21 protein-coding genes are annotated in these 24,612 nt (G+C 71.4%); 10 read left to right on the forward strand and 11 right to left on the reverse strand.

Going from position 1 to position 24,612, the window contains the following annotated elements; genetic code table 11:
* Window positions 1-16: 16 nt before the first annotated feature.
* From glgB to sppA, 3 genes are all read left to right on the forward strand, one after another.
* A complete protein-coding gene (gene glgB / locus AB0B72_RS29425) occupies window positions 17-2,299 on the forward strand; it encodes a 1,4-alpha-glucan branching protein GlgB (RefSeq protein WP_367742380.1) in 2,283 nt (760 codons plus the stop codon).
* 137 nt (window positions 2,300-2,436) lie between these two features.
* Entirely contained in the window at window positions 2,437-4,056 is a 1,620-nt protein-coding gene (locus tag AB0B72_RS29430) for a glycosyl hydrolase family 18 protein (protein WP_367742381.1), read from the forward strand.
* A 254-nt stretch (window positions 4,057-4,310) separates the two neighbouring features.
* A complete protein-coding gene (gene sppA / locus AB0B72_RS29435) occupies window positions 4,311-6,002 on the forward strand; it encodes a signal peptide peptidase SppA (protein WP_367742382.1) in 1,692 nt (563 codons plus the stop codon).
* Window positions 6,003-6,063: 61 nt separating this feature from the next.
* Here sppA and AB0B72_RS29440 read toward each other — a convergent pair whose 3' ends face one another.
* Both AB0B72_RS29440 and AB0B72_RS29445 read right to left on the reverse strand, forming a co-directional pair.
* Window positions 6,064-6,555, reverse strand: a complete 492-nt coding sequence (locus tag AB0B72_RS29440; protein WP_367742383.1) for a flavin reductase family protein — start codon at window positions 6,553-6,555, stop codon at window positions 6,064-6,066.
* 93 nt (window positions 6,556-6,648) lie between these two features.
* Window positions 6,649-7,236 carry a hypothetical protein gene (locus tag AB0B72_RS29445; RefSeq protein WP_367742385.1) on the reverse strand — a complete coding sequence of 196 codons (588 nt, stop codon included), beginning with the start codon at window positions 7,234-7,236 and terminating at the stop codon, window positions 6,649-6,651.
* 77 nt (window positions 7,237-7,313) lie between these two features.
* Here AB0B72_RS29445 and AB0B72_RS29450 point away from each other — a divergent pair, with 77 nt between their 5' ends.
* Together AB0B72_RS29450 and AB0B72_RS29455 are read left to right on the forward strand one after the other, a co-directional pair.
* Entirely contained in the window at window positions 7,314-7,718 is a 405-nt protein-coding gene (locus AB0B72_RS29450; protein WP_367742387.1) for a VOC family protein, read from the forward strand.
* Window positions 7,715-8,014: a winged helix-turn-helix transcriptional regulator gene (locus tag AB0B72_RS29455; RefSeq protein WP_367742388.1), complete on the forward strand. Its 300-nt coding sequence runs from the start codon at window positions 7,715-7,717 to the stop codon at window positions 8,012-8,014. Before AB0B72_RS29450 ends, AB0B72_RS29455 begins: the two co-directional genes overlap by 4 nt.
* A 361-nt stretch (window positions 8,015-8,375) precedes the next feature.
* Here AB0B72_RS29455 and AB0B72_RS29460 read toward each other — a convergent pair whose 3' ends face one another.
* Window positions 8,376-9,302, reverse strand: a complete 927-nt coding sequence (locus AB0B72_RS29460; protein WP_367742389.1) for an ABC transporter substrate-binding protein — start codon at window positions 9,300-9,302, stop codon at window positions 8,376-8,378.
* Window positions 9,303-9,591: 289 nt separating this feature from the next.
* Here AB0B72_RS29460 and AB0B72_RS29465 point away from each other — a divergent pair, with 289 nt between their 5' ends.
* Both AB0B72_RS29465 and AB0B72_RS29470 read left to right on the forward strand, forming a co-directional pair.
* On the forward strand, window positions 9,592-11,076 hold the full coding sequence (locus AB0B72_RS29465; RefSeq protein WP_367742390.1) for an AAA family ATPase: 1,485 nt from the start codon (window positions 9,592-9,594) through the stop codon (window positions 11,074-11,076).
* Window positions 11,076-12,368: a tetratricopeptide repeat protein gene (locus AB0B72_RS29470; RefSeq protein ID WP_367742391.1), complete on the forward strand. Its 1,293-nt coding sequence runs from the start codon at window positions 11,076-11,078 to the stop codon at window positions 12,366-12,368. Before AB0B72_RS29465 ends, AB0B72_RS29470 begins: the two co-directional genes overlap by 1 nt.
* Window positions 12,369-12,442: 74 nt before the next feature.
* On the opposite strand, the gene AB0B72_RS29475 is transcribed toward AB0B72_RS29470, so the two are convergent.
* The 3 genes from AB0B72_RS29475 to AB0B72_RS29485 are packed head-to-tail and all read right to left on the reverse strand — an operon-like array spanning window position 12,443 to window position 14,963.
* Window positions 12,443-13,129: an ABC transporter permease gene (locus AB0B72_RS29475; protein WP_367742393.1), complete on the reverse strand. Its 687-nt coding sequence runs from the start codon at window positions 13,127-13,129 to the stop codon at window positions 12,443-12,445.
* A complete protein-coding gene (locus AB0B72_RS29480) occupies window positions 13,126-13,800 on the reverse strand; it encodes an ABC transporter permease (protein WP_367742394.1) in 675 nt (224 codons plus the stop codon). The genes AB0B72_RS29475 and AB0B72_RS29480 overlap by 4 nt, the downstream gene beginning before the upstream one ends.
* Window positions 13,797-14,963 carry an ABC transporter ATP-binding protein gene (locus AB0B72_RS29485; RefSeq protein ID WP_367742395.1) on the reverse strand — a complete coding sequence of 389 codons (1,167 nt, stop codon included), beginning with the start codon at window positions 14,961-14,963 and terminating at the stop codon, window positions 13,797-13,799. The genes AB0B72_RS29480 and AB0B72_RS29485 overlap by 4 nt, the downstream gene beginning before the upstream one ends.
* Window positions 14,964-15,264: 301 nt before the next feature.
* Between AB0B72_RS29485 and AB0B72_RS29490 the strand changes: the two genes are divergently transcribed.
* Window positions 15,265-17,103 (forward strand): hypothetical protein, encoded by a 1,839-nt coding sequence (locus tag AB0B72_RS29490; RefSeq protein WP_367742396.1) that lies wholly within the window; start codon window positions 15,265-15,267, stop codon window positions 17,101-17,103.
* A gap of 85 nt (window positions 17,104-17,188) precedes the next feature.
* Here AB0B72_RS29490 and AB0B72_RS29495 read toward each other — a convergent pair whose 3' ends face one another.
* The 5 genes from AB0B72_RS29495 to AB0B72_RS29515 are packed head-to-tail and all read right to left on the reverse strand — an operon-like array spanning window position 17,189 to window position 22,159.
* Entirely contained in the window at window positions 17,189-18,373 is a 1,185-nt protein-coding gene (locus AB0B72_RS29495; protein ID WP_367742397.1) for a lipid-transfer protein, read from the reverse strand.
* 46 nt (window positions 18,374-18,419) lie between these two features.
* Window positions 18,420-18,830: a MaoC family dehydratase gene (locus AB0B72_RS29500; RefSeq protein ID WP_367742398.1), complete on the reverse strand. Its 411-nt coding sequence runs from the start codon at window positions 18,828-18,830 to the stop codon at window positions 18,420-18,422.
* The gene (locus AB0B72_RS29505; protein WP_367742399.1) at window positions 18,830-19,861 is read right to left on the reverse strand and encodes a bifunctional MaoC family dehydratase N-terminal/OB-fold nucleic acid binding domain-containing protein; all 1,032 of its coding nucleotides are present in this window, start codon (window positions 19,859-19,861) and stop codon (window positions 18,830-18,832) included. Before AB0B72_RS29505 ends, AB0B72_RS29500 begins: the two co-directional genes overlap by 1 nt.
* A 46-nt stretch (window positions 19,862-19,907) precedes the next feature.
* Window positions 19,908-21,080: an acyl-CoA dehydrogenase family protein gene (locus AB0B72_RS29510; protein ID WP_367742400.1), complete on the reverse strand. Its 1,173-nt coding sequence runs from the start codon at window positions 21,078-21,080 to the stop codon at window positions 19,908-19,910.
* Window positions 21,080-22,159, reverse strand: coding sequence for an acyl-CoA dehydrogenase family protein (locus AB0B72_RS29515; protein WP_367742401.1), 1,080 nt, complete (start codon window positions 22,157-22,159; stop codon window positions 21,080-21,082). Before AB0B72_RS29515 ends, AB0B72_RS29510 begins: the two co-directional genes overlap by 1 nt.
* A gap of 251 nt (window positions 22,160-22,410) precedes the next feature.
* Between AB0B72_RS29515 and AB0B72_RS29520 the strand changes: the two genes are divergently transcribed.
* Both AB0B72_RS29520 and AB0B72_RS29525 read left to right on the forward strand, forming a co-directional pair.
* Window positions 22,411-23,010 carry a TetR family transcriptional regulator gene (locus tag AB0B72_RS29520; RefSeq protein WP_367742427.1) on the forward strand — a complete coding sequence of 200 codons (600 nt, stop codon included), beginning with the start codon at window positions 22,411-22,413 and terminating at the stop codon, window positions 23,008-23,010.
* A gap of 104 nt (window positions 23,011-23,114) precedes the next feature.
* The gene (locus AB0B72_RS29525) at window positions 23,115-24,275 is read left to right on the forward strand and encodes a steroid 3-ketoacyl-CoA thiolase (protein ID WP_367742402.1); all 1,161 of its coding nucleotides are present in this window, start codon (window positions 23,115-23,117) and stop codon (window positions 24,273-24,275) included.
* Window positions 24,276-24,612: the final 337 nt, after the last annotated feature.

Below are 24,612 nucleotides of genomic sequence, written 5' to 3' on the forward strand. Positions count from 1 at the left end.
AGGGCAGGGTTAGAACATGGACTTGGACCGGCTGGCAGGCGGCGCGCACCACGACCCCCACGGGATCCTCGGAGCTCACTCCGGGCCCGGCGGCGTGACGATCAGGGCCCTGCGGCCCTTCGCGGAGAAGGTCGAGGCTCTGGTCGACGGGGTGGCGCACGAGATGCGGCACGTCGACTCCGGGGTGTTCGAGGTGACACTCCCCGGGGTGGACAAGATCCCCGACTACCGGCTGCGGATCTCGTACGCCGGCGCCGGGTCGTACGAGACGGACGACCCGTACCGGCACTGGCCGACGCTGGGCGAGCTGGACCTGCACCTCATCGGCGAGGGACGGCACGAACGGCTGTGGGAGGTGCTCGGCGCCCGGGTGATCCGCCACGACGACGTCGACGGCACCGCGTTCTCCGTGTGGGCCCCCAACGCGCAGGGCGTCCGGGTGATCGGTGACTTCAACCACTGGGACGGCGGCGCCCACCCCATGCGCTCGCTCGGCAGGTCCGGCGTGTGGGAGCTGTTCATCCCCGGGATCGGCGCGGGCACCCGGTACAAGTTCCAGATCCTCGGCCTCGACGGGGTCTGGCGGGACAAGGCCGACCCGATGGCCCGCCGCACCGAGGTCCCTCCGGCGACCGCGTCCATCGTGGACACCTCCGACTACGCGTGGGACGACGAGGAATGGATGGCGGCGCGGCCCGGCCGCGACGCCCTCGCCGAGCCGATGAGCACCTACGAGGTCCACCTCGGCTCCTGGCGGCCCGGCCTGTCCTACCGGGACCTCGCGATCGAGCTGGTCGGCTACGTCAAGGAGATGGGCTTCACCCACGTGGAGTTCCTGCCGGTGGCCGAGCACCCCTTCGGCGGCTCGTGGGGCTACCAGGTCACCTCCTACTACGCCCCCACCTCCCGGTTCGGGTCCCCCGACGACTTCCGCCACCTGGTGGACGCGCTGCACCGGGCCGGCATCGGCGTCATCGTCGACTGGGTCCCCGCGCACTTCCCGACCGACGAGTGGGCGCTGGCCCGCTTCGACGGCACACCCCTCTACGAGCACGCCGACCCCCGGCGGGGCACCCAGCCCGACTGGGGCACCTACGTCTTCGACTTCGGCCGCAACGAGGTCCGCAACTTCCTGGTCGCCAACGCGCTCTACTGGCTGCTGGAGTTCCACGTCGACGGGCTGCGGGTGGACGCGGTGGCGTCCATGCTCTATCTCGACTACTCGCGCCGCGAGGGCGAGTGGACGCCCAACATGTACGGCGGCAGGGAGAACCTCGACGCGATCGAGTTCCTCAAGGAGATGAACACGGTCGCCTACCGCGAGGCTCCGGGCATCGTCACCATCGCCGAGGAGTCGACGGCCTGGCCGGGGGTGTCGCGGCCCGTGCACCTCGGGGGGCTCGGTTTCGGCTTCAAATGGAACATGGGCTGGATGCACGACACGCTCAACTACCTGGCCCGCGAGCCGGTCTTCCGGCAGTACCACCACCACCAGATGACGTTCTCCCTGATGTACGCCTTCTCGGAGAACTTCGTACTGCCGCTCTCACACGACGAGGTCGTGCACCTCAAGGGGTCGCTGCTGGGCAAGATGCCCGGCGACGAGTGGCAGCGGTTCGCCAACCTCCGGGCGCTGTACGCGTTCATGTGGGCGCACCCGGGCAAGCAGCTGCTGTTCATGGGCGGGGAGTTCGGCCAGGGCGGGGAGTGGTCGGAGGCGAACGGCCTCGACTGGTGGGTGCTCGACTTCGACCACCACCAGGGCGTGCGCCGCCTGGTCACCGACCTCAACCGGGTCTACCGCGAGACGCCGGCGCTGTACTCGAAGGACAACACGCCGGACGGCTTCCGGTGGATCGACGCGGACGACGCCCCGGGGAACGTGTTCTCCTTCCTGCGCTACGGCGCCGACGGCTCGGTGCTCGCCTGCGTCGCCAACTTCTCGGGCTCGCCGCATCTGGACTACCGCCTCGGCCTGCCCGTGGGCGGCCGGTGGGAGGAGGTCATCAACACCGACGCGTACGAGTACGCGGGAAGCGGCGTCGGCAACATGGGCGGCGTCGAGGCGATCGAGGCTCCCCATCACGGCCTGCCCTTCTCCGTACGGCTCAGCGTGCCGCCACTGGGTGCGGTGTGGCTGCGTTCGCGGGTGGAGCCGGTGGCCGAGCTCAACGACAAGCCGGTGGCCGAGCTCGTCGAGGAGCTGGTGGAGGAGATCGCCGAGACTCCCGCGGGCGCCACGGTGACGGAGGAGCCGCCGGTCGCCGCCGGGGACGAGGAGACTCCTCAGCCGGCCTGACCTTGGGAGAGCGCGCCGGGTCAAGCGTCTTCCGACAACCCGTTGACCGCCGGGTTGCGGATCCGTACGCTCAATTCACTTATAAGAAACTTTCCTATAAGTGAATTGGTGTCCGGACCCCCCACCTGGAGCCCTCGTTGCGCAGAATCCTCCTCGGGTCCCTGCTGGCCGGTGCCGCGCTGCTCGCGCCACTCGTCATCGGGACCGCCTCCGCCGCCACTCCACCGACCGCCGCCTACTCCACCGACTCCGACTGGGGCTCCGGCTTCCAGGGCAAGTACACCGTGAAGGCCGGATCCTCGGCCCTGTCCGGCTGGACCGTCGAGATCGACGTGCCCTCCGGCACCACGATCAGCTCGGCGTGGGACGCCACCATGACCCGCAGCGGGAACCACTACACGTTCGCGAACGCGTCGTGGAACGGCGCGGTCGCCGCGGGCGCCTCGACCACCTTCGGATTCGTCGGCGCCCCGGGCGGCCTGGCGCCGCTGAACTGCAAGCTGAACGGCGCCCCCTGCGGCGGAGGGTCCTCCACCCCCTCGCCGTCGGCCACTCCCAGCCGGACACCCACGCCCACGCCGTCGGCCACGCCGACACCCACACCCACACCCACACCCACGGTCACGCCGTCGCCGGGCGGCGGGAAGAAGGTCATCGGCTACTTCACCAACTGGGGCGTCTACGCCCGCAACTACCACGTGAAGAACCTGGTGACCAGCGGGTCGGCCGCCAAGCTGACCCACATCGTCTACGCCTTCGGCAACGTGACCGGCGGGAAGTGCGCCCTGTCGGACACGTACGCGGACTACGACAAGGCCTATGACGCCGCCTCCAGCGTGGACGGCAAGGCCGACACCTGGGACGCCGGCGCCCTGCGGGGCAACTTCGGCCAACTCCGCCGGCTCAAGGCCCTCTACCCGAAGATCAAGGTGCTGTTCTCCTTCGGCGGCTGGACCTATTCGGGTGGGTTCACCCAGGCGGCGGCCAACGCCACCGCGTTCGCCTCCTCCTGCTACGACGTCGTCGAGGACCCCCGCTGGGCGGACGTGTTCGACGGCATCGACATCGACTGGGAGTACCCCAACGCCTGCGGCCTCACCTGCGACACCAGCGGGACCTCGGCGTACACCACCCTGATGAGGGCCCTGCGCGCCAGGTTCGGCCCGAGCTACCTCATCGCCTCCGCGATCACCGCCGACGGCACGAACGGCGGCAAGATCGACCTTGGCGGCTACGACACCGCCGCACAGTACGTCGACTGGTACGACGTCATGACATACGACTACTTCGGGGCCTTCGCCCCCACCGGCCCGACCGCGCCGCACTCCCCGCTGACCTCCTACACCGGCATCCCCACGCCGGGCTTCTACGCGGACGCCGCGATCCAGAAGCTCAGGTCCAAGGGCGTCCCGGCGGGCAAGCTGCTGCTCGGCATCGGCTTCTACGGCCGCGGCTGGACCGGCGTGACCCAGAGCGCGCCCGGCGGCGCCGCCACCGGCGCGGCCCCCGGCACCTACGAGGCGGGCATCGAGGACTACAAGGTCCTCAAGACCAGTTGCCCGGCCACCGGCACGGTCGCCGGCACCGCCTACGCCAAGTGCGGCTCCAACTGGTGGAGCTACGACACGCCCGCCACGATCACCGGGAAGATGACCTACGCCAGGAACCAGGGTCTCGGCGGGGCGTTCTTCTGGGAGTTCAGCGGCGACACGGCGAACGGCGAGCTGGTCTCCGCCATCGCGGGCGGCCTCAACTAGGCCGGCTCCTTCAGTCAGACCGGGTCCTTCAGTCAGACCGGGTCCTTCAGTCAGGCCGGGTCCTCGGCGGTGCCTTCGCTCCGCCCCCTGTTCACCTTCACCGTCTTCACCTTCACCGTCCCAGCCTTGCCACCCGGCGGTTCCCGCGTCCCGTGCGTCCCCCGCGTCCCCCGCGGACGCGGGGGTCTTCCGCGTCGGACGCTCCACGGAATCGACAGGTGGCGGCGGGCGGAACGTCGCTTATGGTGGCATTTATGGACGCGACGAGGACGATCGTTGAGACCGTCGACAGGCTCCGGCAGCGCCGCACCGCACCGCTCGTGCTGGAGCTGGACCTTACCGAGGGGCTGGCCGAGGGGCCGCCCGCAGACCCGCTGACCGCCCTGCTGTCCATGCGCAAGGCGCGCCTCGCCGACGTGCTGTCCGGTCTCAAGCGCGCCCGCAAGGACACGCGTGTCACGGCCCTCATCGTGAAGATCGGAGGCAACCCGCTGGGCCTCGGCATGGTCCAGGAGCTGCGCGAGGCCGTGGTGAAACTGCGGGCCGCGGGGAAGCGCACGGTCGCGTTCGCGGAGACCTTCGGCGAGTTCGGCGCCGGGACCGTCCCCTACTACCTCGCCAGCGCCTTCGAGCGGGTCTACCTCCAGCCCTCCGGCGACGTCGGCCTGACGGGCGTCGCGCTGGAGCAGCGCTTCGTCCGGGACGCGCTCGCCAAGGCGGGCGTGGAGTATCAGCTCGGCCAGCGGCACGAGTACAAGACCGCGGCGAACATGTTCACCCAGAACCACATGACCGACGCGCATCGCGAGTCGGCCGCCCGGATCGCCGAGTCGGTGACCGAGCAGATCGTGGCCGCGGTCGCGCAGGCACGCTCACTCGACCCGGCCCGGGTCCGGGAGCTGATCGACCAGGGCCCGTTCATCGGCTCCGAGGCGGTCGAAGCCGGGCTGGTGGACGCGCTGAAATACCGGGACGAGGTCTACGAGGAGACCGTCGAGGACGGCGCCCACCTGCTCTACGTGGCGCGGTACGCCAAGACGGCGCTGGCCAGCAGGCTGCCCCACCCCGGCGGCGACACCGTCGCCCTGGTCCACGGCACCGGCATGATCCGCCTCGGACGCAGCGGCCGCTCCCCGCTCGGCGGCGGAGGGGCCATGGGGTCCGACACGATCTGCGCTGCCCTGCGCTCGGCGCGGCGGGACGAGAAGGTCAAGGCGATCGTGTTCCGGGTGGACAGTCCCGGCGGGTCGTACGTCGCCTCCGACGCGATCTGGCGCGAAGTCGTGCTCGCCCGGCGGGCCGGCAAGCCGGTCGTCGTCTCGATGGGCGACCTCGCCGCCTCCGGCGGTTACTTCGTGTCGATGGCCGCGGATGTGATCGTGGCCCAGCCGGGCACGCTGACCGGCTCGATCGGCGTGTTCGGCGGCAAGCCCGTGGTCAGCGAGCTCCTCGGCAAGCTCGGCGTGGTCACCGAGTCGGTCGCGGAGGGCGCGAACGCCGGCATGTTCTCCCCCACCAGGGAGTTCTCCGACGCACAGTGGGCGCGGGTCAACGCCTGGCTGGACCGGATCTACGACGACTTCGTCGGCAAGGTGGCCGACGGCCGCAAGCTGAGCAGGGAACGGGCACACGAGCTGGCCAGAGGGCGCGTCTGGACCGGCGCCGACGCCGCGGGAGCGGGCCTGGTCGACGAGCTCGGTGGCCTGGAGGACGCGCTGGCCCTGGCCAGGAAGCAGGCGGGAGTGGCCGCCGACACCCCCTTGCGGACCTACCCGCGGATGCATCCGCTCGAGCGGCTGCGGCCCCCCGACTCCAGCGAGGACAGGTCGGCCGCGCTCAGCCGGGTGCGCCTGGAGGCGTGGGGCCCGCTCGCCCGCCTCGCCGGGGAGCTCGGCCTCCCGGCGTACGGCCCGCTCGTGCTGCCCGGCTGGTGGACCATCAGGTGACCTCGGCACCCCCACCGCCGCCGGCCACGACCTCGCCCCGAAGGACCTCCGGGCACGCGGACTATGGGACCGGGCGGTAGCGGGCGCGCAGCCGTACGAGCGGGGCTTTGGCGGCGTCGACGTAGTCGACGGCGAGGACCTCGCCGATGAACAGGGTGTGATCGCCGGCCGGGACCACCTGTGTGGTCTCGGCCTCGATCGCGGTCACGCCGCCATCGACGATCAGCGCTTCGCTGCGCGCTCCTCGATGATGGGGGACGCCGGCCACCAGCAGCCGGGCGCTCGGCCGGCCAGGCGTGGCGAAGCGGGATGCGATGGCCTGCTGTCCGTCCGACAGAAGGCTGGCGGCCCAGCGGTCGTTGCGGAGCATGACCTCGGCGGGATAGCCCTCGGAGGTGAGGCTCACCAGCACCAGGGGCGGATCGAGGGAGACCGACATCAGCGTCGCCACCGTGGCCCCGACGTCGTCACGGCCCTCCTTGACGGTCACGACCCCCACCGCCGCGGCCACCTGAGCCATCGCCTGGGTGAACAGTCCTTCCTCAGAGCTCACGCCCTCACCTTTCCCGCGCACGCCGTACCCGGCGTGAGGCCTCCCTCTCGCCCGATCGTCATTCGCGAGGGTGTCAGAGGCGGCGCATGACTGTCACCGCGGGCAGGCGTTCTGCGGGATGACCGTGTACTTCGGAGGGTCGTCCATGTTCGTGCCGTACCCCTGGCCCGTCCAGTAGATCCCCAGTACGGCCTTCGGCTTCCCCTCCGAGAGCACGATCGGGAAGTCCGAAACATACTTCTGGCCATCGAGGGTTCTGCCCTGGACCACCAGCCGCCACGTCTCTTCGGTTCCGTTCGCGGCCGGCAGATGTGCGGACTGCCTCACGATGGGTGTGTCTCCCGGCAGCAGGCACCGCCCCAAGGCATCTTTCAGCAGGGTGTCACATGTGCTCTCGCTGCGCGCGAACGTGGAGCAGAAGTCGGCGACGCCGTTCGCGCCGACTCCGGCGACGACTTTGGCGAAGACCGACTCCGCCATATCCAGCGTGAACGCGGCAGGGGGTGGCGCTGATTGTTCCGGCTCAGGTGTGCAGCTCGTCACGATAAGTGCGGTCATCACCGATGCCACGATGCGACGCATGATCCAGAGCATATGCGACTCTTCACGATCGAGAGTGCAGATAAGGGTCTGAAGCCGCCAGCGCGTCATCGGTCGCGAGCAGGCGAGCGGTGCGGCCATCGCACAGTTCGGTCATTCCGCGAAATCCACTGTGGGGGGCACTTGACCGCGCACTTGCTTTTTGCAAGTATCGAGCCATGAATTTCTTCGCGAACTTCCCGGTCGCAGATCTCGAACGCTCCAAGGCGTTCTTCACCGCCCTTGGCTGGAGCATCAACGAGGCCGTCACCGACGACAACGCCGCGTGCTTCATCCTCGATGACGACCTGTACCTCATGGCGCTCCGCCGCGACTACTACGCGAGCCTCGGCGACGGCAGCAAGCAGGTCGGCGACCCGGCCACGACCTCGCTGGTCACCTTCGCGTTCGACTTCCCGACCCGCGCCGACGTGGACGCGTTCGTCGCGAAGGCGGAGGCCGCCGGCGCGAAACTCGGCGGGACGGACGACTACGGCTTCATGTACCAGCGCCAGTTCGACGACCCGGACGGCAACCACTTCGCGCCGTTCTGGACGGCCACGGACGGCACGTCTGCGGGGTGACGTCCGGCGACAGGGACGGCCTGGCCGCAGCGCTCGAGCTCGTCGGCCAGCGTTGGGCTCTCCTGATCGTCCGCAGCCTCCTCGACGGCGCAAAGCGCTACGGCGACCTCCAGCGCGAACTCGGCGCACCCACGAACATCCTCGCCACCCGGCTGCGGGAGCTGCACGCGGCGGGCATTCTGTACCGCGTTCCACTCGCGCACAACGTGCTTGCGTACGCCCTCACCGAGCGTGGGGCCGCGCTCCGGGAGACCGTCGACGCCCTGGCGCGGTGGGGCGAGGCAGGGCAGCAGTAACAGGCGACAGCCTCGGCGGGCTCCCATTTACATGGCAGTTGGTATTTCTCCACGGTTTCCGCACGGGTCGCAACAGCCGAGGCCCCAGCGGACCGGCATTCGCAGCACCGGCAGCATCTCCGCATCGACATTCGCCGCATCGACATTTCGGCACCGGCATTCCCCACACCGGCAGTATCGGCGAACCGGCATTCCCGGCTTAGGCAGCACCGGCGATATCGGCGATATCGGAAACCCAGGAAGACGAAGGCCCCGGATCGCTCCGGGGCCTTCGTTTCAGCTACATCTGTCATGCACACAAAACGTCATGCACTTAAATGCGACACGGTCCGCATGACGGCCGGGCCGTGGCCTTGCACTTTTACGAAAGCAAGCCGTTCTGCGTCAGCCAGTCCTTGGCCACCACCGGCGGGTCGTCCTTGTCCACCGCGATCCGCTTCATCAGCGTCAGCAGCGTGGTGGTGTCGAGCTTGGCCGAGATCGCGTTCAGCGTCGAGGTGACCGTGTCGTCCACGCCCGCCTTGAAGACGAGGGGCGTGACGTTCTCCGAGCCGAAGGCGTTCTTGCTGTCCTTCAACGGCACCAGGTCGTTCAGGACGATCTTGGGGTCGGTGGTGAACACGTTCCCGACCTGGATGCTCCCGCCCTTGATGGCGTCAGCGGTGGTCGCGCCGGTGGGCTTCCACTGCTTGAACTCCATGCCGTAGACCTTCTTGAAGTTCTCCTGCTGGCGCTCCTTGAACTCCGGCGGACCGCCGACGACGAAGTCCTTCGACACCTTCGCGAGGTCCTCGATGGTGGTCAGCTTGTACTTGGCGGCCGTCTCCTTGGTGACCGTCAGCGAGTTGTTGTCCTCGGCCGCGGAGGGCTCCAGGATCTCCAGCTCGGAGGGCAGCTTGGACTTCAGGCCGGCCACGATCTCGTCCTTGGTCCTGGCCGTGCTCGTCTTGTCGATGAAAGCCAGCAGCGAGTTGATGTACTCGGGCAGGATCGTCAGCCCGCCGCTCTTCACCTGGTCGTACACGACCTCACGGCTGCCGATGTTGGGCTTCTCCTCAACCGTGACGCCCTTGGCCTCCAAGGCCTGCGCGTAGATGGAGGCGAGCAGGACACTCTCGGGGAAGTCGAAGGAGCCCACGACGACCTTGGCGGCGGCGGCGGACGCCCCACCGGACCCGGCCGGAGTGGCGGAGGTGGCGGACAGTGGGTCGGAACCCCCGCCGCACGCCGATAGTGCAAGCGCCGCGGTCATGGCGACCGCTGCGGCGCTGAGGATACGTCTCATCATGATCCCTTCATTCCTTGGGGATAAACAGGAGATTAGCGGACGAGTACCTGCCCGCTTCCTTCCCACACCCCACCGGCCGGCTTCGTACGGCCATGCCTGGACCGGCCACACAGGAGTAACACACCGCACCGACAAAACCAGGAGATGTGGCCGGACCCGGCCACGGCTACCCCCGTCCGAAAGCCGCACTCGACCCGATACGGCAGAAATTTCCATATCGGTACCCCTCCCCGCCGGGGAGGGGACACTTGAAGCGATCTTCCTCCATGACCGGAAAGGACCGAGACGCGTGACTGACGACGCCGCCCTGCGGGCGCTGCGCGAGGCGGCCCGCCTCTCGCCGGACAATCCGCCTCTGCGGCGGCACCTCGCGGATCTGCTGCTCGCCGCCGGGCATCTCGCCGAGGCGGAGGCCGAGTTCCAGGCCGCTCTCGTGCTCGCCCCCGCGGATCCCGCCGTGGTCGTCGGCCTCGCGCGGACGTTCGTGCTGCAGGGCAAGAGCGGGGCGGCGCTGATGGCACTGGAGGCCGTTCTGAGAACGTCGAGCCCCCCGCCTCCGGCTGCCCTTGTCGCGGCGGAGGCCCTGCTCGCGGAGGGCGACGTGGCCGGCGCGTCCGCCAGATACCGCGAGGCGACCGCCCTCGACCCCGCGCTCACCGACCCGGAGTTCGAGGCCCTGCTCGACGAGGCCGTCTCCTCCTCGCCGGCCGAGGCGGCTCCGGCCTCCCAGCCGTCCCCGGGCCCGGCCGGGGCCCCTCCCGCCGCCCAGCCCTCCCCGGACCACCTTGATCCCCGCACCGGCCCGGCGTCTTCCTCTCCCGATCCCGCCGGTTCCCCTTTGACCTCCGGCCCCCGAGCGGCCAACCCCCGGGACGGCCTGCCCTACGCGGCGGAACCGGCCGCCGAGCTGGAGCGCTCGGGCGTCACCTTCGCTGACGTGGCCGGGATGGACGCGGTCAAGGAGGCGCTGCGGATGAAGCTGCTGCTGCCGATCCAGCGGCCGGAGCTGTTCGCCGCGTACGGGAAGCGGGCCGGCGGCGGGGTGCTGCTGTACGGGCCTCCCGGCGCGGGCAAGACGCACCTCGCCAGAGCCGCCGCCGGGGAGCTCGGCGCCTCGTTCGTCAACGTGGGCCTGGCCGACATCCTCGACATGTGGGTGGGGTCGAGCGAGCGCAACCTGAGCGCCACCTTCGCCCTCGCCCGCCGCAGCCGGCCGTGTGTGCTGTTCTTCGACGAGGTCGACGCGCTCGCGGCCCGCAGGACGGACATGCGCCAGGCACACGGACGCCAGGTGGTCAACCAGTTCCTCGCCGAGCTCGACGGCGTCGACGACCGGGCCAACGAAGGCGTGCTCGTGCTGGCGGCCACGAACGCGCCGTGGTACATCGACGTGGCGTTCCGCCGTCCCGGGCGGTTCGACCAGATGGTGTTCGTGCCGCCGCCCGACCTGGCGGCCCGGGCCGCGATCCTGTCGATCCTGTGCCGCGGCAAGCCACTGGCCGGGGTGGACTACGCCAAGGTGGCGCGCGCGACCGAAGGGTACGCCGGCGCCGACCTCAAGGGGCTGGTGGACCGCGCGGTCGAGGCCAAGCTCGGGGAGTCGATCCGCGCCGGGCGCCCGCTTCCGCTGTCCACGCAGGATCTGCTGGCCGCCGCGCGCACCGTACGGCCGACCGCGGTGCGGGAGTGGCTGGGCACCGCGCGCAACTATGTGCTGCACTCCAACGAGAGCGGCGTGTGGGACGACCTGCTGCCGTGGATCCGGGATCTGTGATGACCGCCGCCCGGCACGACGACCGGATCAGCCCGGACGAGGTGGTCCAGCGGGCCGGCACGCTGCTGCGGCTGGGCCGGCACGAGGCCGCCGAGCGGGAGCTGCGCGGCCTGCTCAGCCGCCACCCCCAGCACAGCACGGCCCACGCGGCGCTCGCCCTCGCGCTCATCGCCGGGGGCGCCGAACAGGAGGCTCTGTCCGAGGCGCACGAGGCGATACGACTCGACCCCGGCCACTACTTCTCGCATCTGGCCCTCGGGCTGGTGCTGAAGGACACGGGCCGGCCCCAGGAGGCCCTTGAGGCGGCCCGGGCCGCCCTTTCCCTCGACCACGGGAAGGTGGACGTATGGCGGCTGCTCGCCCGGCTCCACGCGATGCTGCTGGAATGGCGGCTCGCGGCCGACGCGGCACGCCAGGGCCTCGCCGTCGCCCCACAGGACAGCACGCTGGCGAGCCTGCTCGGCCAGGCCCTCTGCGTGCTGGAGGACGGCCCCGCGGCCCTGGCGGTCACGGCCGAGGCGGTGCGGCTCGACCCGGAGAGCTCCTCCGCGCACCTCGTCCGCGGCATTGCCCTGCTGGTGTTCGCCGACGCCGGGGAGGCGGCGCGGGAGTTCCGGGAGGTGCTCAGGCTCGACCCCGGCGTGGACCAGGCCAGGGAGCTCCTGGTGGTCGCGCTCAAGCGGCGCAACCCTGTCCACAGGGCCCTGTCGGGGATGGCCTCCAGGTTCAGGGGCAACCCGCGGCTGCTCCTCCTGCTGCCCGTGGCCCCCTGGCTGATCCTCGTCATCATCCTCGTCGCGCTGCTGCACTGGGCGATGTGGGTGGCGGAGACGTTCGTCACCCTGCGGATGTCGCGCGGGGCGTACACGCGGCTGCTCCTGCGGCGGGGAGAGCCGCGCGGGGCCCTGCTCTGCCTCTGGCTCCTCGTGTCGGGCACGGCCCTGCTCGTCCTCGGCGTGGCCCTGGGCCACTCCCCCACCGGCTCCGCGGGCGTCGCCACGCTGGCGCTCGTCACGCCGGTGCAGGAGGCGTTGCACGCCGGTTCCCGCCTCCGTCACCGGATCCTCGGCGGCTGGGCGACGGCACTCGCGCTGGTCGTGCCCGTCGCGCTCGCGCTCTCCGCGACGCGGCCGGATCATCCGGACACGACCGGCGTCCTGATGCTCACCACGTACGCGGCCCTGTCGTCGGTGTGGGTCGCGGCCCTGGTGCGGCGGCTGTCCGGCGGAGCGACGGCACCCAGCCGGGCAGGCGGGGCGGGCCGGGCGGCCGGGGCGCCCGGCAGAACCTGACAGAACCTGGCAGAACCTGACAGAGGCTCGGCACCAGCCGGAGCCGATCGGCCCGGCAGGACGTCTCGCCCCGCCTAACGCGCGGCTTCCGCCTCCCGGCCCTGTCGCAGCCGTACGCCTGGAGACACGGCGACCCGGTCCAGCAGCGTGAAGGCGAACTGCACGGTCAGCGCGAGCGCCGCCACGAGGACCGCTCCCCCGATGACGCTGGAGTAGCTCTTGGTGGCCAGGCCGTCGATGATGAACCGCCCGAACCCGCCCAGGCCGACAAATGCCGCCACGGTCGCCGTCGACACCACCTGGATCGCGGCGAGCCGCAGGCCGACCAGGATCAGCGGCAGCGCGACCGGCGTGAGCGTCTGGAAGAGCACCTGCCGCCCGCGCAGGCCCATGCCGTACGCCGCGTCGCGGAGGTCGGGATCCACGCCGCGCACCCCCTCGTAGGTGTTGACGAGGATGGGCGGGATCGCCAGCACGACCAGCGGGATCAGCACCGGCAGCACGGTGCCGACGCCGATCAGCAGCACGACGAGCACGAGCAGGCCGAGCGTCGGCAGGGCCCGGGCCGCGTTGGCCGAGACCACGACGAGGAGCGCGCCCCGGCCGGTGTGCCCGATGAGCATGCCCAGCGGTACGGCGATCACCGCGGCGATCAGGAACGCGGCGGCGGAGAACTCCAGGTGCTCCAGCAGCCGCGTGGGGATGCCGTCGGGGCCGGACCAGTTGGCGGAGTCCCCGAAGAAGTCGATCAACCAGTTCACGCCGACCTCCTCGCGCGGAACCAGGGGGTGAGCAGCCGCTGGGCGAGCACCAGGAGCCCGTCTGCCGCCACGGCGAGCAGCACGATGAGCGCGATGCCCACGACGATGGGCGTGTAGAACTGCCGCTGCCATCCGTCGATGAACAGGTTGCCCAGCCCGCCCTGGCCGATCAGCGCGCCGACGCTGACGAGGCTGATGCTCGAGACCGTCGCCACGCGCAGCCCGGCCAGGACCACCGGCACGGCCACCGGCAACTCCACCCGCAGCAGGCGGCGCGCGGGCCGGAACCCCATGGCGACCGCCGACTGCCGCACGTGGTCGGGCACGGAGTCCAGCCCGTCGACCACGGCGGGGATCAGCACGGCGAGGGCGAAGAAGGTGAGCGGGATGATGACGGTCGCCTGGGTGAGCCCGGTCACCGAAAGGAAGATCGAGAACAGCACGAGCGACGGCAGCGAGTAGGTGACGTTCATCAGCGCGGCCGTCGGCTGGTAGAGCCGCCGCCACCGGACACAGGCCAGGCCGAGCGGGAGCGCCACGAGCAGCCCCAGCAGCACCGGCAGGAACGCCATCACGATGTGGCCGGTGAGCAGGGTGCTGATCGCGCTCGGGCCGCCGTTGGCCCAGTTGCGCGCGATCCAGTCCCAGCGGACCAGCGGCTCGCCGTTCATGCTTCCGCCCGCGCCTGGCCGGCCACGCCGCCGCCCGCCGCGCCGTCGCCAGCAGTGCCGTCACCCGTCGCGCCGTCGCCGGCCGCGCCGTCACCCGGTGTGCCGTCAACCGCCGGACTGTCACCGTCACGGCCGGGAAGGCCGCCGCCGCGCAGACCACCGGCGTGCTCGGCGAACAGCTCGTCGAGCGCCTCCCTGGTCGCGACACCGCGCACGCGCCCGTCACCGTCGACGGCGACCGCGGTGCCGTTCGCCGACAGCAGCGTGGCGTCGAGCGCGGCGCGCAGCGAGTCGGTCTCCGGGTCGAAGGTCCCGTACGGCGCCGGCCCGCCGTCCGATCTCCAGCCGAGTGGCCGGCCGTCCTCGTCCAGCACGAGGTCGCCGGGGGGCGGACTCAGCCGTATCTCCTTCGCGGAGATGAACGACAGCCGGCGGATGCCCCTGTCGCGGCCGAGGAAGCCCCGGACGAAGTCGTCGGCCGGCTCGGTCAGCAACGTGGCGGGACCGGCCAGCTGGGCGAGATGGCCACCGGTCCGCAGGACGGCGACGGTGTCGCCGAGCTTGATCGCCTCGTCGATGTCGTGCGTGACGAACACGATCGTCTTGCGCAGCTCCGACTGCAGGCGCAGCAGCTCGTCCTGCAGGCTCGCCCGGACGACCGGGTCGACGGCGCTGAAGGGCTCGTCCATGAGCAGCACCGGCGGGTCGGCCGCGAGCGCCCGCGCCACCCCGACGCGCTGCTGCTGGCCTCCGGACAGCTGGAAGGGATAGCGCCCGGCGAAGGCCGGGTCGAGCCCGACGAGCTCCAGCAACTCCATCGCGCGGGCCCGCGCCTTCTTCTTGTTCCAGCCCAGCAGGTACGGCACGGTCGCCACGTTGTCCACGATCTTGCGGTGCGGGAACAGCCCGGCCTGCTGGATGACGTAGCCGATGCCGCGGCGCAGGGTCGGCGGGTCGATCCCGTGCACGTCCTGACCGTCGAGGAGGATCCTGCCGGAGGTCGGGTCGATCATCCGGTTGATCATCCGTAGCGACGTCGTCTTGCCGCAGCCCGACGGGCCCACGAACACGGTGACAGCGCCGGTGGGGACCTCAAGGCTGAGGTCGTCGACGGCCGTCGTGCCGTCGCGGTATCGCTTGGTGACACCTTCAAAAGTGATCACGTGACCTCGTCCTCCGACTGCCGGCGATCACGCCAACAGCGCGAGCGCCCCCGCTCTTCCCCAGGACTTGCCCTGTTTACCTCTTCAATCCCGTTCCGAGGCAAAACGATCTGGCGGTCAGCCTACGGGGGCGCGGCCGCGCTGTCCCGTCCGGCTCTCAACACCGCACCCGGCGATCCATCAAATCTCTGACTGAATATCTATCAATAGGGCATCTGGTAGTGCGGCCACCCGCGTTGTGTTGGCATGATTACCCTCACGCCAAACTCTCCCTCCGCCCCGAACCTCACAGGAGCCGGTCGTGACTCCATCGCTCATCGGTCAGCGCTCACGGAGCGAGCTGATCGCCGAGCTCTACGAGCGTCACGCCGCCGGCCTGTTCGCGTACTGCCATGACCAGCTCGGCGAGACCGCCTCGGCCGCGGACGCCGTGGTGGCGGTCTTCACCGGCGTCCCTGCCGCGGAGCCGCTGCCGCGTGCCGTGCTCTACGCGCTGGCCCGCCGGGAGATCTACCGCCGCGACGTGAGCTACGCCCTTCCGGCCGTCGACTCGGTCGCCGACCCGGCCACCGCGCTGATCGAGCGGGTCTTCCGGGACATCCGGCCGCACCAGCGGGAGGTGCTCCTGCTGTCGGCGGTGTGCGGGCTGGTGACCCCCGAGCTGGCGCTGGTGCTCGACGTCGCCCTCGACACGGCCGAGGAGCTCACCGCCGGGGCCAGGCGCCGCTTCGTCCAGACGCTGGAGACGGCGGTGCACGCCGCCAGGTCGGCGCCGTTCGTGGCCACGGACGTGGCCGAGATCTACGACGCGATCGGCGTCGCCCCCCTGGAGGACGTGCTCGCCCGCCTTCCGTGGCGCCACCCCGCGGCCTCCGTCCGGAGCCGCGTCCTTGCCGCGATGCCGTACGAGGAGCCGGGGGCGGCCTCCGGTCCGGGGCTGCCGACCAAGAAGCTGTGGCCGACGACCCCCACCTGGCCGCTGCCGCTGAGCGACCCCGACCAGGTCACCAACACCTGCGTCGTCAAGACCGACGCGATCGGCTCGCCTGGGCCGAAGCCCCGGGCCAAGCACGAGGCGACGACCGAGCCGATGCCGAAGCTGCGCGGCTCGATCCTGACGGCCCTGGGCGAGGGCCGCCCCCGGCGCAGGCGTGCCGGCTCGGAGCTGGCCGCACCGGTGGCGGCGGACGCCGCGCCGGGCACGACGGCCGACCCTGCGACGGCTCCGGAGACGGATGCCGCGACTTCCTCCGCCACCGCCTCCGTGACGGGGAGCGGAACAGCGGACGCTTCACCGGAGGCGTCGGCCCGCACGGGCACCGCCCCCGCCGCTCCCGGCGCCGGTACGGCTTCCGCACCCGACTTCCCCAAAGCCACCCCGGCGAGCATCGCGACGGCGACTCCCGCCGCCTGGCCGGAGCCGTTCGACGCGTTCCGCCCCGCGAGCGCCGGCGGGAGACGCCGGGCGGACAACCGTGGCGCCGCCGCGACCACCGGGGCCGGCGACGTCGCCGCCACGGAGAGCCCTCAGGTGTTCTCGGCCGAGGCCGGCGGGAGCGGCCTGCTGGAGGCTTCCGGCACACGCCAGGCGGAAGCCGCGGAATGGCCGTCGGTGCAGGCCTTCTCCCCCTTCGGGGACATGCCCATCGCTTCGGCTTTCGGGGACATGCCCGTGGCGTCGCCGCCTCTTCCGGACGCCCCGGCTTTCCCCGACGTTCGTGTTTTCCCCGACGTTCGTGTTTTCCCCGACGCTCGTGTTTTCCCGGACGCTCCCGCTTTCCCCGACGCTCCGGTTTTCCAGGACGCCCCGGCTCCCCAGGCCTCCACGTCCCTTCCCGTCGATGGCTCCCCTCAGCCTTCTACGGCCGTCCCGGGTGCTGAGGCCCTCTCGTCATCTCTGGCGGGCGAGCGCGCGCCGGCCGCCCCGCAGGGTGTCCGGCGGGGCGCCCACGCCCGGGCCGAAGAGCCGCAGGCCGAGCAGCAGGCCGCCCGGACCCGTACGGCCGGGTCTTCCCACCGCGGGAAGAAGGCCTCCGGCAGGACCGGCCGCGCGCGGCGGGACAACCACTACGACTGGCTGTGGGAGATCGGCGGCTTCCTGATCTGCCTCGCCATCGCTCTCCTGGTGTTCTTCGCCTGACAGCGGCGGCGTCTCCCCGGCAGCGAAGGCGAGTACGGCCGTCGGGGACGATCAGGCCATCCGTCAGCGAGACGGCTGTGCGTGCTCAGCGCAGCAAGCCGTCGCGGGAGACGATCAGGCCACTGGTCGGGACGCCGGTGCCCGCCGTGACCAGCACGTTCTCCACACTGGAGAGCTGGTTGGCCGCCGTCCCCCGGATCTGGCGCACGGCCTCCGCGATGCCGTTCATGCCGTGGATGTAGGCCTCGCCGAGCTGCCCGCCGTTCGGGTTGACCGGAAGGCGGCCGCCGAGCTCGATGCCGCCGTCCCGGACGAGGTCCTTGGCCTCCCCCCGCCCGCAGAAGCCCAGCTCCTCCAGCTGCATCAGCACGAACGGCGTGAAGTGGTCATACAGGATCGCGGCCTGGACGTCGGCGGGGCCGAGCCCGGACGTCTCCCACAGCCGCCTGCCGACGACTCCCATCTCCGGCAGCCCGGTCATGTCGTCGCGGTAGTAGCTGGTCATCATCATCTGGCCCGATCCTGAGCCCTGCGCGGCGGCCGTGACGACAGCGGGCGGCCGGCGCAGGTCGCGGGCCCGCTCAGCCGAGGTGACGACCAGCGCCACCGCCCCGTCGCTCTCCTGGCAGCAGTCGAGCAGGTGCAGCGGCTCCACGATCCAGCGTGAGCTCTGGTGCTCCTCCAGTGTGATCGGCCTGCCGTGGAACCAGGCCGCCGGGTTCGTCGACGCGTGCCTGCGCATGGCCACCGCGACCCGGCCGAAGTCGGCCGACTCCGCGCCGTACTCGTGCATGTAGCGGCGGGCGAACATGGCCACCCAGCTCGCCGGGGTGAGCAGGCCGTACGGCACATGCCAGCTCATCTCCAGGCCCTGGGAGGACGGCTGCCCGCCCAGCCCGGCGTCCGGCTGCCCGAAACGGCGTCCGGATCGCTCGTTGAACGCGCGGTAGCAGACGACCGTGGTGGCGGCGCCGGTCGCGACCGCCATCGCCGCGTGCAGCACCGTGCCGCAGGCGGCGCCGCCGCCGTAGGGAACGCGGGAGATGAACGACAGGTCGCCGATCCCTGTCTCCCTCGCGACGGCGATCTCGTCGTTCGCGTCCTGGGTGAAGGTCACCATGCCGTCCACGTCGGACGGCGCGACCCCAGCGTCGTCCAGCGCCGCCAGCACGGCCTCGGACGCGAGCTGGAGCTCTGAGCGCCCGGAGTCCTTGGAGAACTCGGTGGCGCCGATTCCGGCGAGAGCCGTACGACCGGACAGGGAGGCCATCGGGGAACGCCCTTCGTCGATTCCGGGAGGGACCGGTGGGTCGAGGTCAGCGGGGGAGGCGGGCCCGGACGGTCGCGGTGGCGTGGGCGCCGAGGCTGACCGTGCCGGTCACCTCGATGGTCAGCTCGTCGCCGTCCACCGCGGCCACCGTGCCCGAGAAAGTGAGCGTGTCCCCCGCGTACGCCGGGACGCCGAGCCTCACCTTGATGCCGCCCAGCAGGGCGGTCGGGCCGGCCCAGTCGGTGACGTACCGCTCGACCAGGCCCATCGTCGTCAGGATGTTGAGGAAGATGTCGGCCGAGCCCTGTGCCCGGGCGAGCTCGGGGTCGTGGTGGACGGGGGTGAAGTCGCGGGTGGCGATCGCGGTCGAGATCACGAAGGTGGGGGTCAGCTCGATCGTGAGCGGTGGCAGCACGGCCCCCGCGACGGGCTCCTCCGCGGACGTGTGGACGCGCATCACGACTCCCTCGGAATGGGCACCCATGTGGGCAGGGTCAGCTCGTCGTCCATCCGCCGGTAGGCCACCCGGACCGGCATCCCGACGCTCACCTCGGACGGTGCGCAACCGGTCACACCGCCGACCACGCGCACGCCTTCCGGCAGCTCGACGACGGCCACCACGAAGGGCGCCTCCAGCCCCGGCACCGGAGGATGGTGGTGGACGACGTAGCTGTAGACCGTCCCCTCGCCGCTCGCGACGACGTGGCCGCGTTCGGTGGAGCGGCACGAAGGGCACATCGGGCCGGGCGGGTGGCGCAGCGCCCCGCACGCCTGGCACCGCTGGATCCGCAGCTCGCCGGCGCGGACGCCGTCCCAGAAGAACGCGGTGTCCCTGTTGACGGCGGGACGCAGCGGGAACGGCTCCGGCCCCGCCTGGCCCGGCCCCGCTGGTTCCGCCGGTTCCCCTGGTTTCGCCTGCGCCTCGTCCTGCCGTGCCGCCTGCGGCGGCGTCCCCTCCTGTGCCGCCGGTCCGGGCCGGTTACGCGGGCGGAACTTCAGCAGCCGGAACAGCATGTCCGCCACCGGCTCATCCTGGGCGTACCAGGTGACGTTCCACGTGACGAAGTAGCCCTCCCCGAGCGCGGTGCGCTTGGGCCCGGCCAGGCCGGTCATCCGGGTGCCCGACGTCAGCTCCTCGCCGACGGTCAGGTAACGGTGATAGTCGTGCTCGCAGTTGGTCGCGACGACCCCCGTGTACCCCGCCTCGTCGAGCGCGTCGAGGACGTCGTCCAGCGGCCCCCTGGCCGCCCCGTCCGCACGTCCGGCGAGGCCCGCCATCGTCCACACCTGGATCATCGCGGGAGGCGCGACCGCCTCGGGCCCGGCGTAGCGGGGGTCGCGGTCACCCATCGCCTCCGTCCAGTGCCGGATCATCGCGGCGTTGACCGGAGCGGGGGCGGGGAGCCGGGGGCCCTCACCCGCCTCCATGGCCTTGCCCGCCAGCGCCATGAGCCGCTCACGCAGGTCCGCCTCGGCCCCCGCTGTCACCGCCCCACCCCGATCCGCGTCTCCACCGGCATCCACCTCTCCCGCCTCACCGCGGCGGCTTGGGAAGCCCGAGCCCGAGCATGGCGATCAGCTCGCGCTGCACCTCGTTGACCCCGCCGCCGAACGTGAGGACGATCGCCCCCTTGACGCCGCGGTCGACGCGTTCGATCAGGTCGCGGGTCTCCTCGTCACACGGGTCGCCGAACCGGGCGAGCGTCTCCCCGACGATCCGGCCGACGTCCTGCATCCGCTCCGAGCCGTAGATCTTGGTGGCGGACGCGTCGGGGGCGCCCAGCCAGCCGAGGCCCATGCTCGCCGCGACCTGCCAGTTCAGCAGCTCGTTGGTCCGCAGGTAGGCGTACACCTCCGCGATGGCCCGCCGCACCTCCGGGTGCTCCGACAGCGGACGGCCGTCACGGCCCTGTCTGCCCCTGGCCCACCGCAGGAACCGGTCGTAGGTGTGCGCGATGTTGCCCGCCGGGCCGAGCGTCACGCGCTCGTGGTTGAGCTGGTTGACGATCAGGTCCCAGCCCTTGTTCACCTCTCCGACGACCATGCTGAGCGGAACCCGGACGTCCGAGTAGTAGGTGGAGTTGGTGTGATGGCGCCCGTCCATCGTGACGATCGGCGTCCACGAGAAGCCGGGATCGGCGCAGTCCACGATCATCATGGTGATCCCGCGGTGCTTCTTGGCGTCGGGATCGGTCCGCGCGGCCAGCCAGATGTACTGCGCGTAATGCCCTCCCGACGTGAAGATCTTCTGCCCGTTGACCACGTAGTGGTCGCCGTCCCTGACCGCGGAGGTCCGCAGCGAGGCGAGGTCGGTGCCCGCCTCCGGCTCGCTGTAGCCGATCGCGAAGTGGCACTCCCCCGCGAGGATGCGCGGCAGGAAGAAGTCCTTCTGCTCGGGCGTGCCGTACTGCATGAGGGTCGGGCCCACGGTCTGCAGCGTGATGATCGGATACGGCACCTCCGCCCGGGCGATCTCGTTGGCGAAGATCTGCTGCTCCAGCGGGCCGTACCCGCCTCCGCCGTACTCCTTGGGCCAGCCGAGGCCGAGCCGGCCGTCGCGCCCGAGGCGGCGGCAGTGCTCCATGTACGCCTGGCCGAACGGATCCCGGGCGATCTCCCGGCGATCCTCCTCGGTCAGGCAGGTCGCGAAGTACTCCCGCAGCTCGTCGCGGAGCCGCCGCTGCTCCGCCGTCAGCTCGATGAACATCAGACCAGCGCTCCGATCAGGTCCAGCTGGGCCCGCTCGCCACCCAGCAGGTGGGCGGCCTGCTTGCCCCAGGCGAAGTAGCGGTGCAGGGGGTAGGTCACGTCGAGGCCGATGCCGCCGTGCAGGTGCTGGCACGTGTAGAGCGCGCGCAGCGCGCCCCCGCAGGCGTTGTACGCGGCGACCGCGAGATCCTCCTCGGCCGGCAGCCCCTCCGACAACCTCCACACTCCGGACCACATCGCCACGTCGAGCGCCCTCGCCGCGACGTAGACGTCGGCGATCTGCATGCTCACGGCCTGGAACTCCGCGAGCGCCCGGCCGAACTGCCGCCGCGTCCTGATGTACTCCGTCGTCAGCGCGAGCGCCCCCGCCAGGACGCCCGACGCCGTCGCCGTGATCCCCGCGACGGCGTGCAGCCGGAGGGCCTCCCACGCCCGCCCGTCCGGCTCTCCCACCATCTCGCCCGGGGCCCGGTCGAGCGTGACCACCGAGCAGGACTCTCCCGTCGCCGTCGGCACCGCCTGGAGCCCGGCGTCCCGCGGCCGCACCAGGAACAGGGCCGTCCCCGCGCCCTCCACCTGTGCGGGGACGAGGATCGCCGACGCCTCCGACGCGTACGAGACCATGCTGAGGCGTCCGGTGACCCGGCCGTCGCGTGCGGTCGCGTCCGGCGGGCCGGTCAGGTCGCCGCCCGGCTCGCGGACGGCGAACGCCAGCACGTCCTCGCCTTCGGCGAGCGGCCCGAGCGCCTCCTTCTGCGCCGCTGTGCCGTGCGCGGCGATCGTGAGGGCGGTGACGAGCCCGCTGAGCGCAGGGACGGGCGCCACCCGGGCTCCGACCTCGCGGAGCACCACCGCCATCCCCACCGCGCCCAGCCCGGCGCCGCCGGCGTCCTCGGGCAGGCACGCTCCGATCAGCCCCGCCCGCGCCATGGCCTTCCAGGTCTCCGCGTCGTACGGCCGGTCGCCTCCGCCGTGCTTCTCGTGGGCCTCAAGCCTGGCCTGCGTCGCCTCGCGCGCCAGCACGCCGGAGGCGAGTGTGCGCAGCTCCGCCCCGGTCTCGTCCAGATCGAAGTCCACTCGCCCCTCCACGGTGCCGTGCGGCTCCACAGACCCGCAAACTAGAACACATTCTAAAAGCTGTCCAGAGGAAGTCACTGCGAACTTTGGAAGACATGGAGCCGAAACGTGAAAGACGTGGAAGGGGGCGGTTCTTTGAGTGACCGACAAGTAACCGTTCGAGAAGACCGGAAATCAAGTAACGTGTTCCTATGCGCACTTCGCATGCCCTCACCGACGGCGGGGCGCCCGCTCCAGAGGGGCCACCCGGCATGGACAGCCACCCCATCGCGACCACCGCTCCCGGCGCGCGCACGCGAAGCCAGCACCAGCGCCGCAGGCGGATCGTCCAGGCGGCGGCCGCCCTCGCGTCGCGCGGCGGCGTCGAGGCGATGCAGATGCGTACCGTGGCGGAGCGCGCGGGCGTGGCCCTGGGAACGCTCTACCGCTACTTCCCCTCGAAGATGGACCTCGTCGTGGCGGTGGTGAGCGAGGAGATCGACCTGCTGGAGTCCAGCATCGACCGCCGCCCGCCGAGCGCCCCGTCCGCCGCGGGACGGGCCGTGGACGTGCTGATGCGGGCCACCCGGGGGCTCATGCGCGAGCCGGAGCTCGCCGACGCCCTCATCCGCTCACTGATCATCGCCGAGGTCGACGCGCCCTTCGGCGACCGCATGGCGGGGCTGCTGCTGCGGGTGGCCACGGGCGGCCTCACCGTGGAGGCGGCCACCGAGGAGCAGTTCGTCCTCGCCGGGTCTCTCGCCGGGGTCTGGGTCCAGGAGCTGCTCGAGATGCTGCGCGGCCGGCGGACCTACGAGCAGGTGCAGCACCGCATCGAGATCGCGGCCAGCCGGCTGCTCGCCGGCTTCTGATCCCGCCTCCTGCCCGGCGTTTCCGGCCGGATCTCCGCTTCCCCCGTCAAAGTAGAACGGGTTACAGTCGGACTGGAACATTATTCCGACACCAGGAGGTGCCGGTGGCCACACCGGTGATCGTCGAGGCCGTGCGCACGCCGATCGGGAAGAGGGCCGGCCATCTGGCGGGGCTCAAGCCGCAGGCCCTCCTCGGCACGACGCTGACGGGCCTCGTGGCCAGGTCGGGCATCGACCCGTCGGCCGTCGAGCAGGTCTTCGCGGGGTGCGTGACCCAGGCGGGCGAGCAGGGCGGCCACGTCGGCCGGCACGCGTGGCTCTACGCGGGCCTGCCGTACCGGACCGGTGTGACCACGATCGACGCGCAGTGCGGGTCGTCGCAGCAGGCGGTGCACCTCACGGCGGCGCTGATCCAGGCCGGCGTCATCGACGCCGGCATCGGCTGCGGCGTCGAGATGATGAGCCGCCAGCCGCTCGGAAGCAACGTGCTCCCGTCGAACCCCCGGCCGGACGACTGGTCCATCGACCTGCCCGACCAGTTCACGGCGGCGGAGCGGATCGCCGGGCGTCGCGGTCTCACCCGCGAGCGGCTCGACGCGTTCGGAGCGCGGTCGCAGCAGCTCGCGGCCAAGGCGTGGGCCGACGGCCGGTTCGAGCGGGAGGTGCTGCCGGTTTCCGCCCCGGTGCTCGGCGCGGACGGCGCTCCGACGGGCGACAGCCGTACGGTGAGCCGGGACCAGGGCCTGCGGGAGACCACCGCCGAGGGGCTCGCCAGGCTCAGGCCGGTGCTCGGCGACCACGGGATGCACACGGCGGGGACGTCCTCTCAGATCTCCGACGGCGCCGCGGCGGTGCTCCTGACGAGCGAGGAGGCGGCCGCCCGGCACGGGCTGCGGCCACGCGCCCGGATCCTGGCGCAGACGCTCGTCGGGGCCGAGCCGTACTACCACCTCGACGGCCCGGTGGACGCGACCACCCGTGTGCTGGAGCGGGCCGGGATGTCCATCGGCGACATCGACCGCTTCGAGGTCAACGAGGCGTTCGCCGCCGTCGTGCTGTCATGGGCGTCCGCCCACCAGCCCGACATGGACAGGGTCAATGTGAACGGCGGCGCGATCGCGCTCGGCCACCCCGTCGGGGCGACCGGGGCCCGGCTGCTCACCACAGCCCTGCACGAGCTGGAGCGTTCGGACTCCTCCACCGCCCTGGTCACGATGTGCGCGGGGGGCGCGCTCGCGACGGCGACCGTGATCGAGCGGATCTGACGCGCGAACCGCCTGGACGGGGCCCGCCGACGTCAAGGATGATTCGTTCATTGGATTTGCACCGTTCCCAGGAGCGCTGATGAGCCTGTCCGACGCACGCTTGACCGTCCCGCGGCGTACGCGGTCGCGGCGGCCGGGATGGTGCTGACGGACAGCACCGCGGAGCCGGTCGGCGTGGTGGGAGACGCTCTTCCGCCGCCACGTCCCGCTTCCCGCTCCACCCGCGCCGGGGCACGATGACGGGCGACGGCGCCCGCGGCCCGCCGGGACGGTGAGCCCCTACACGGAACGAGACAGCAGAGGAATCGACGGGCCCCCAGAGGCTTCGCCATAGACT

Source organism: Microbispora sp. NPDC049125 (assembly GCF_040802045.1).
In the GTDB taxonomy this organism is placed as follows: Bacteria; Actinomycetota; Actinomycetes; order Streptosporangiales; family Streptosporangiaceae; genus Microbispora.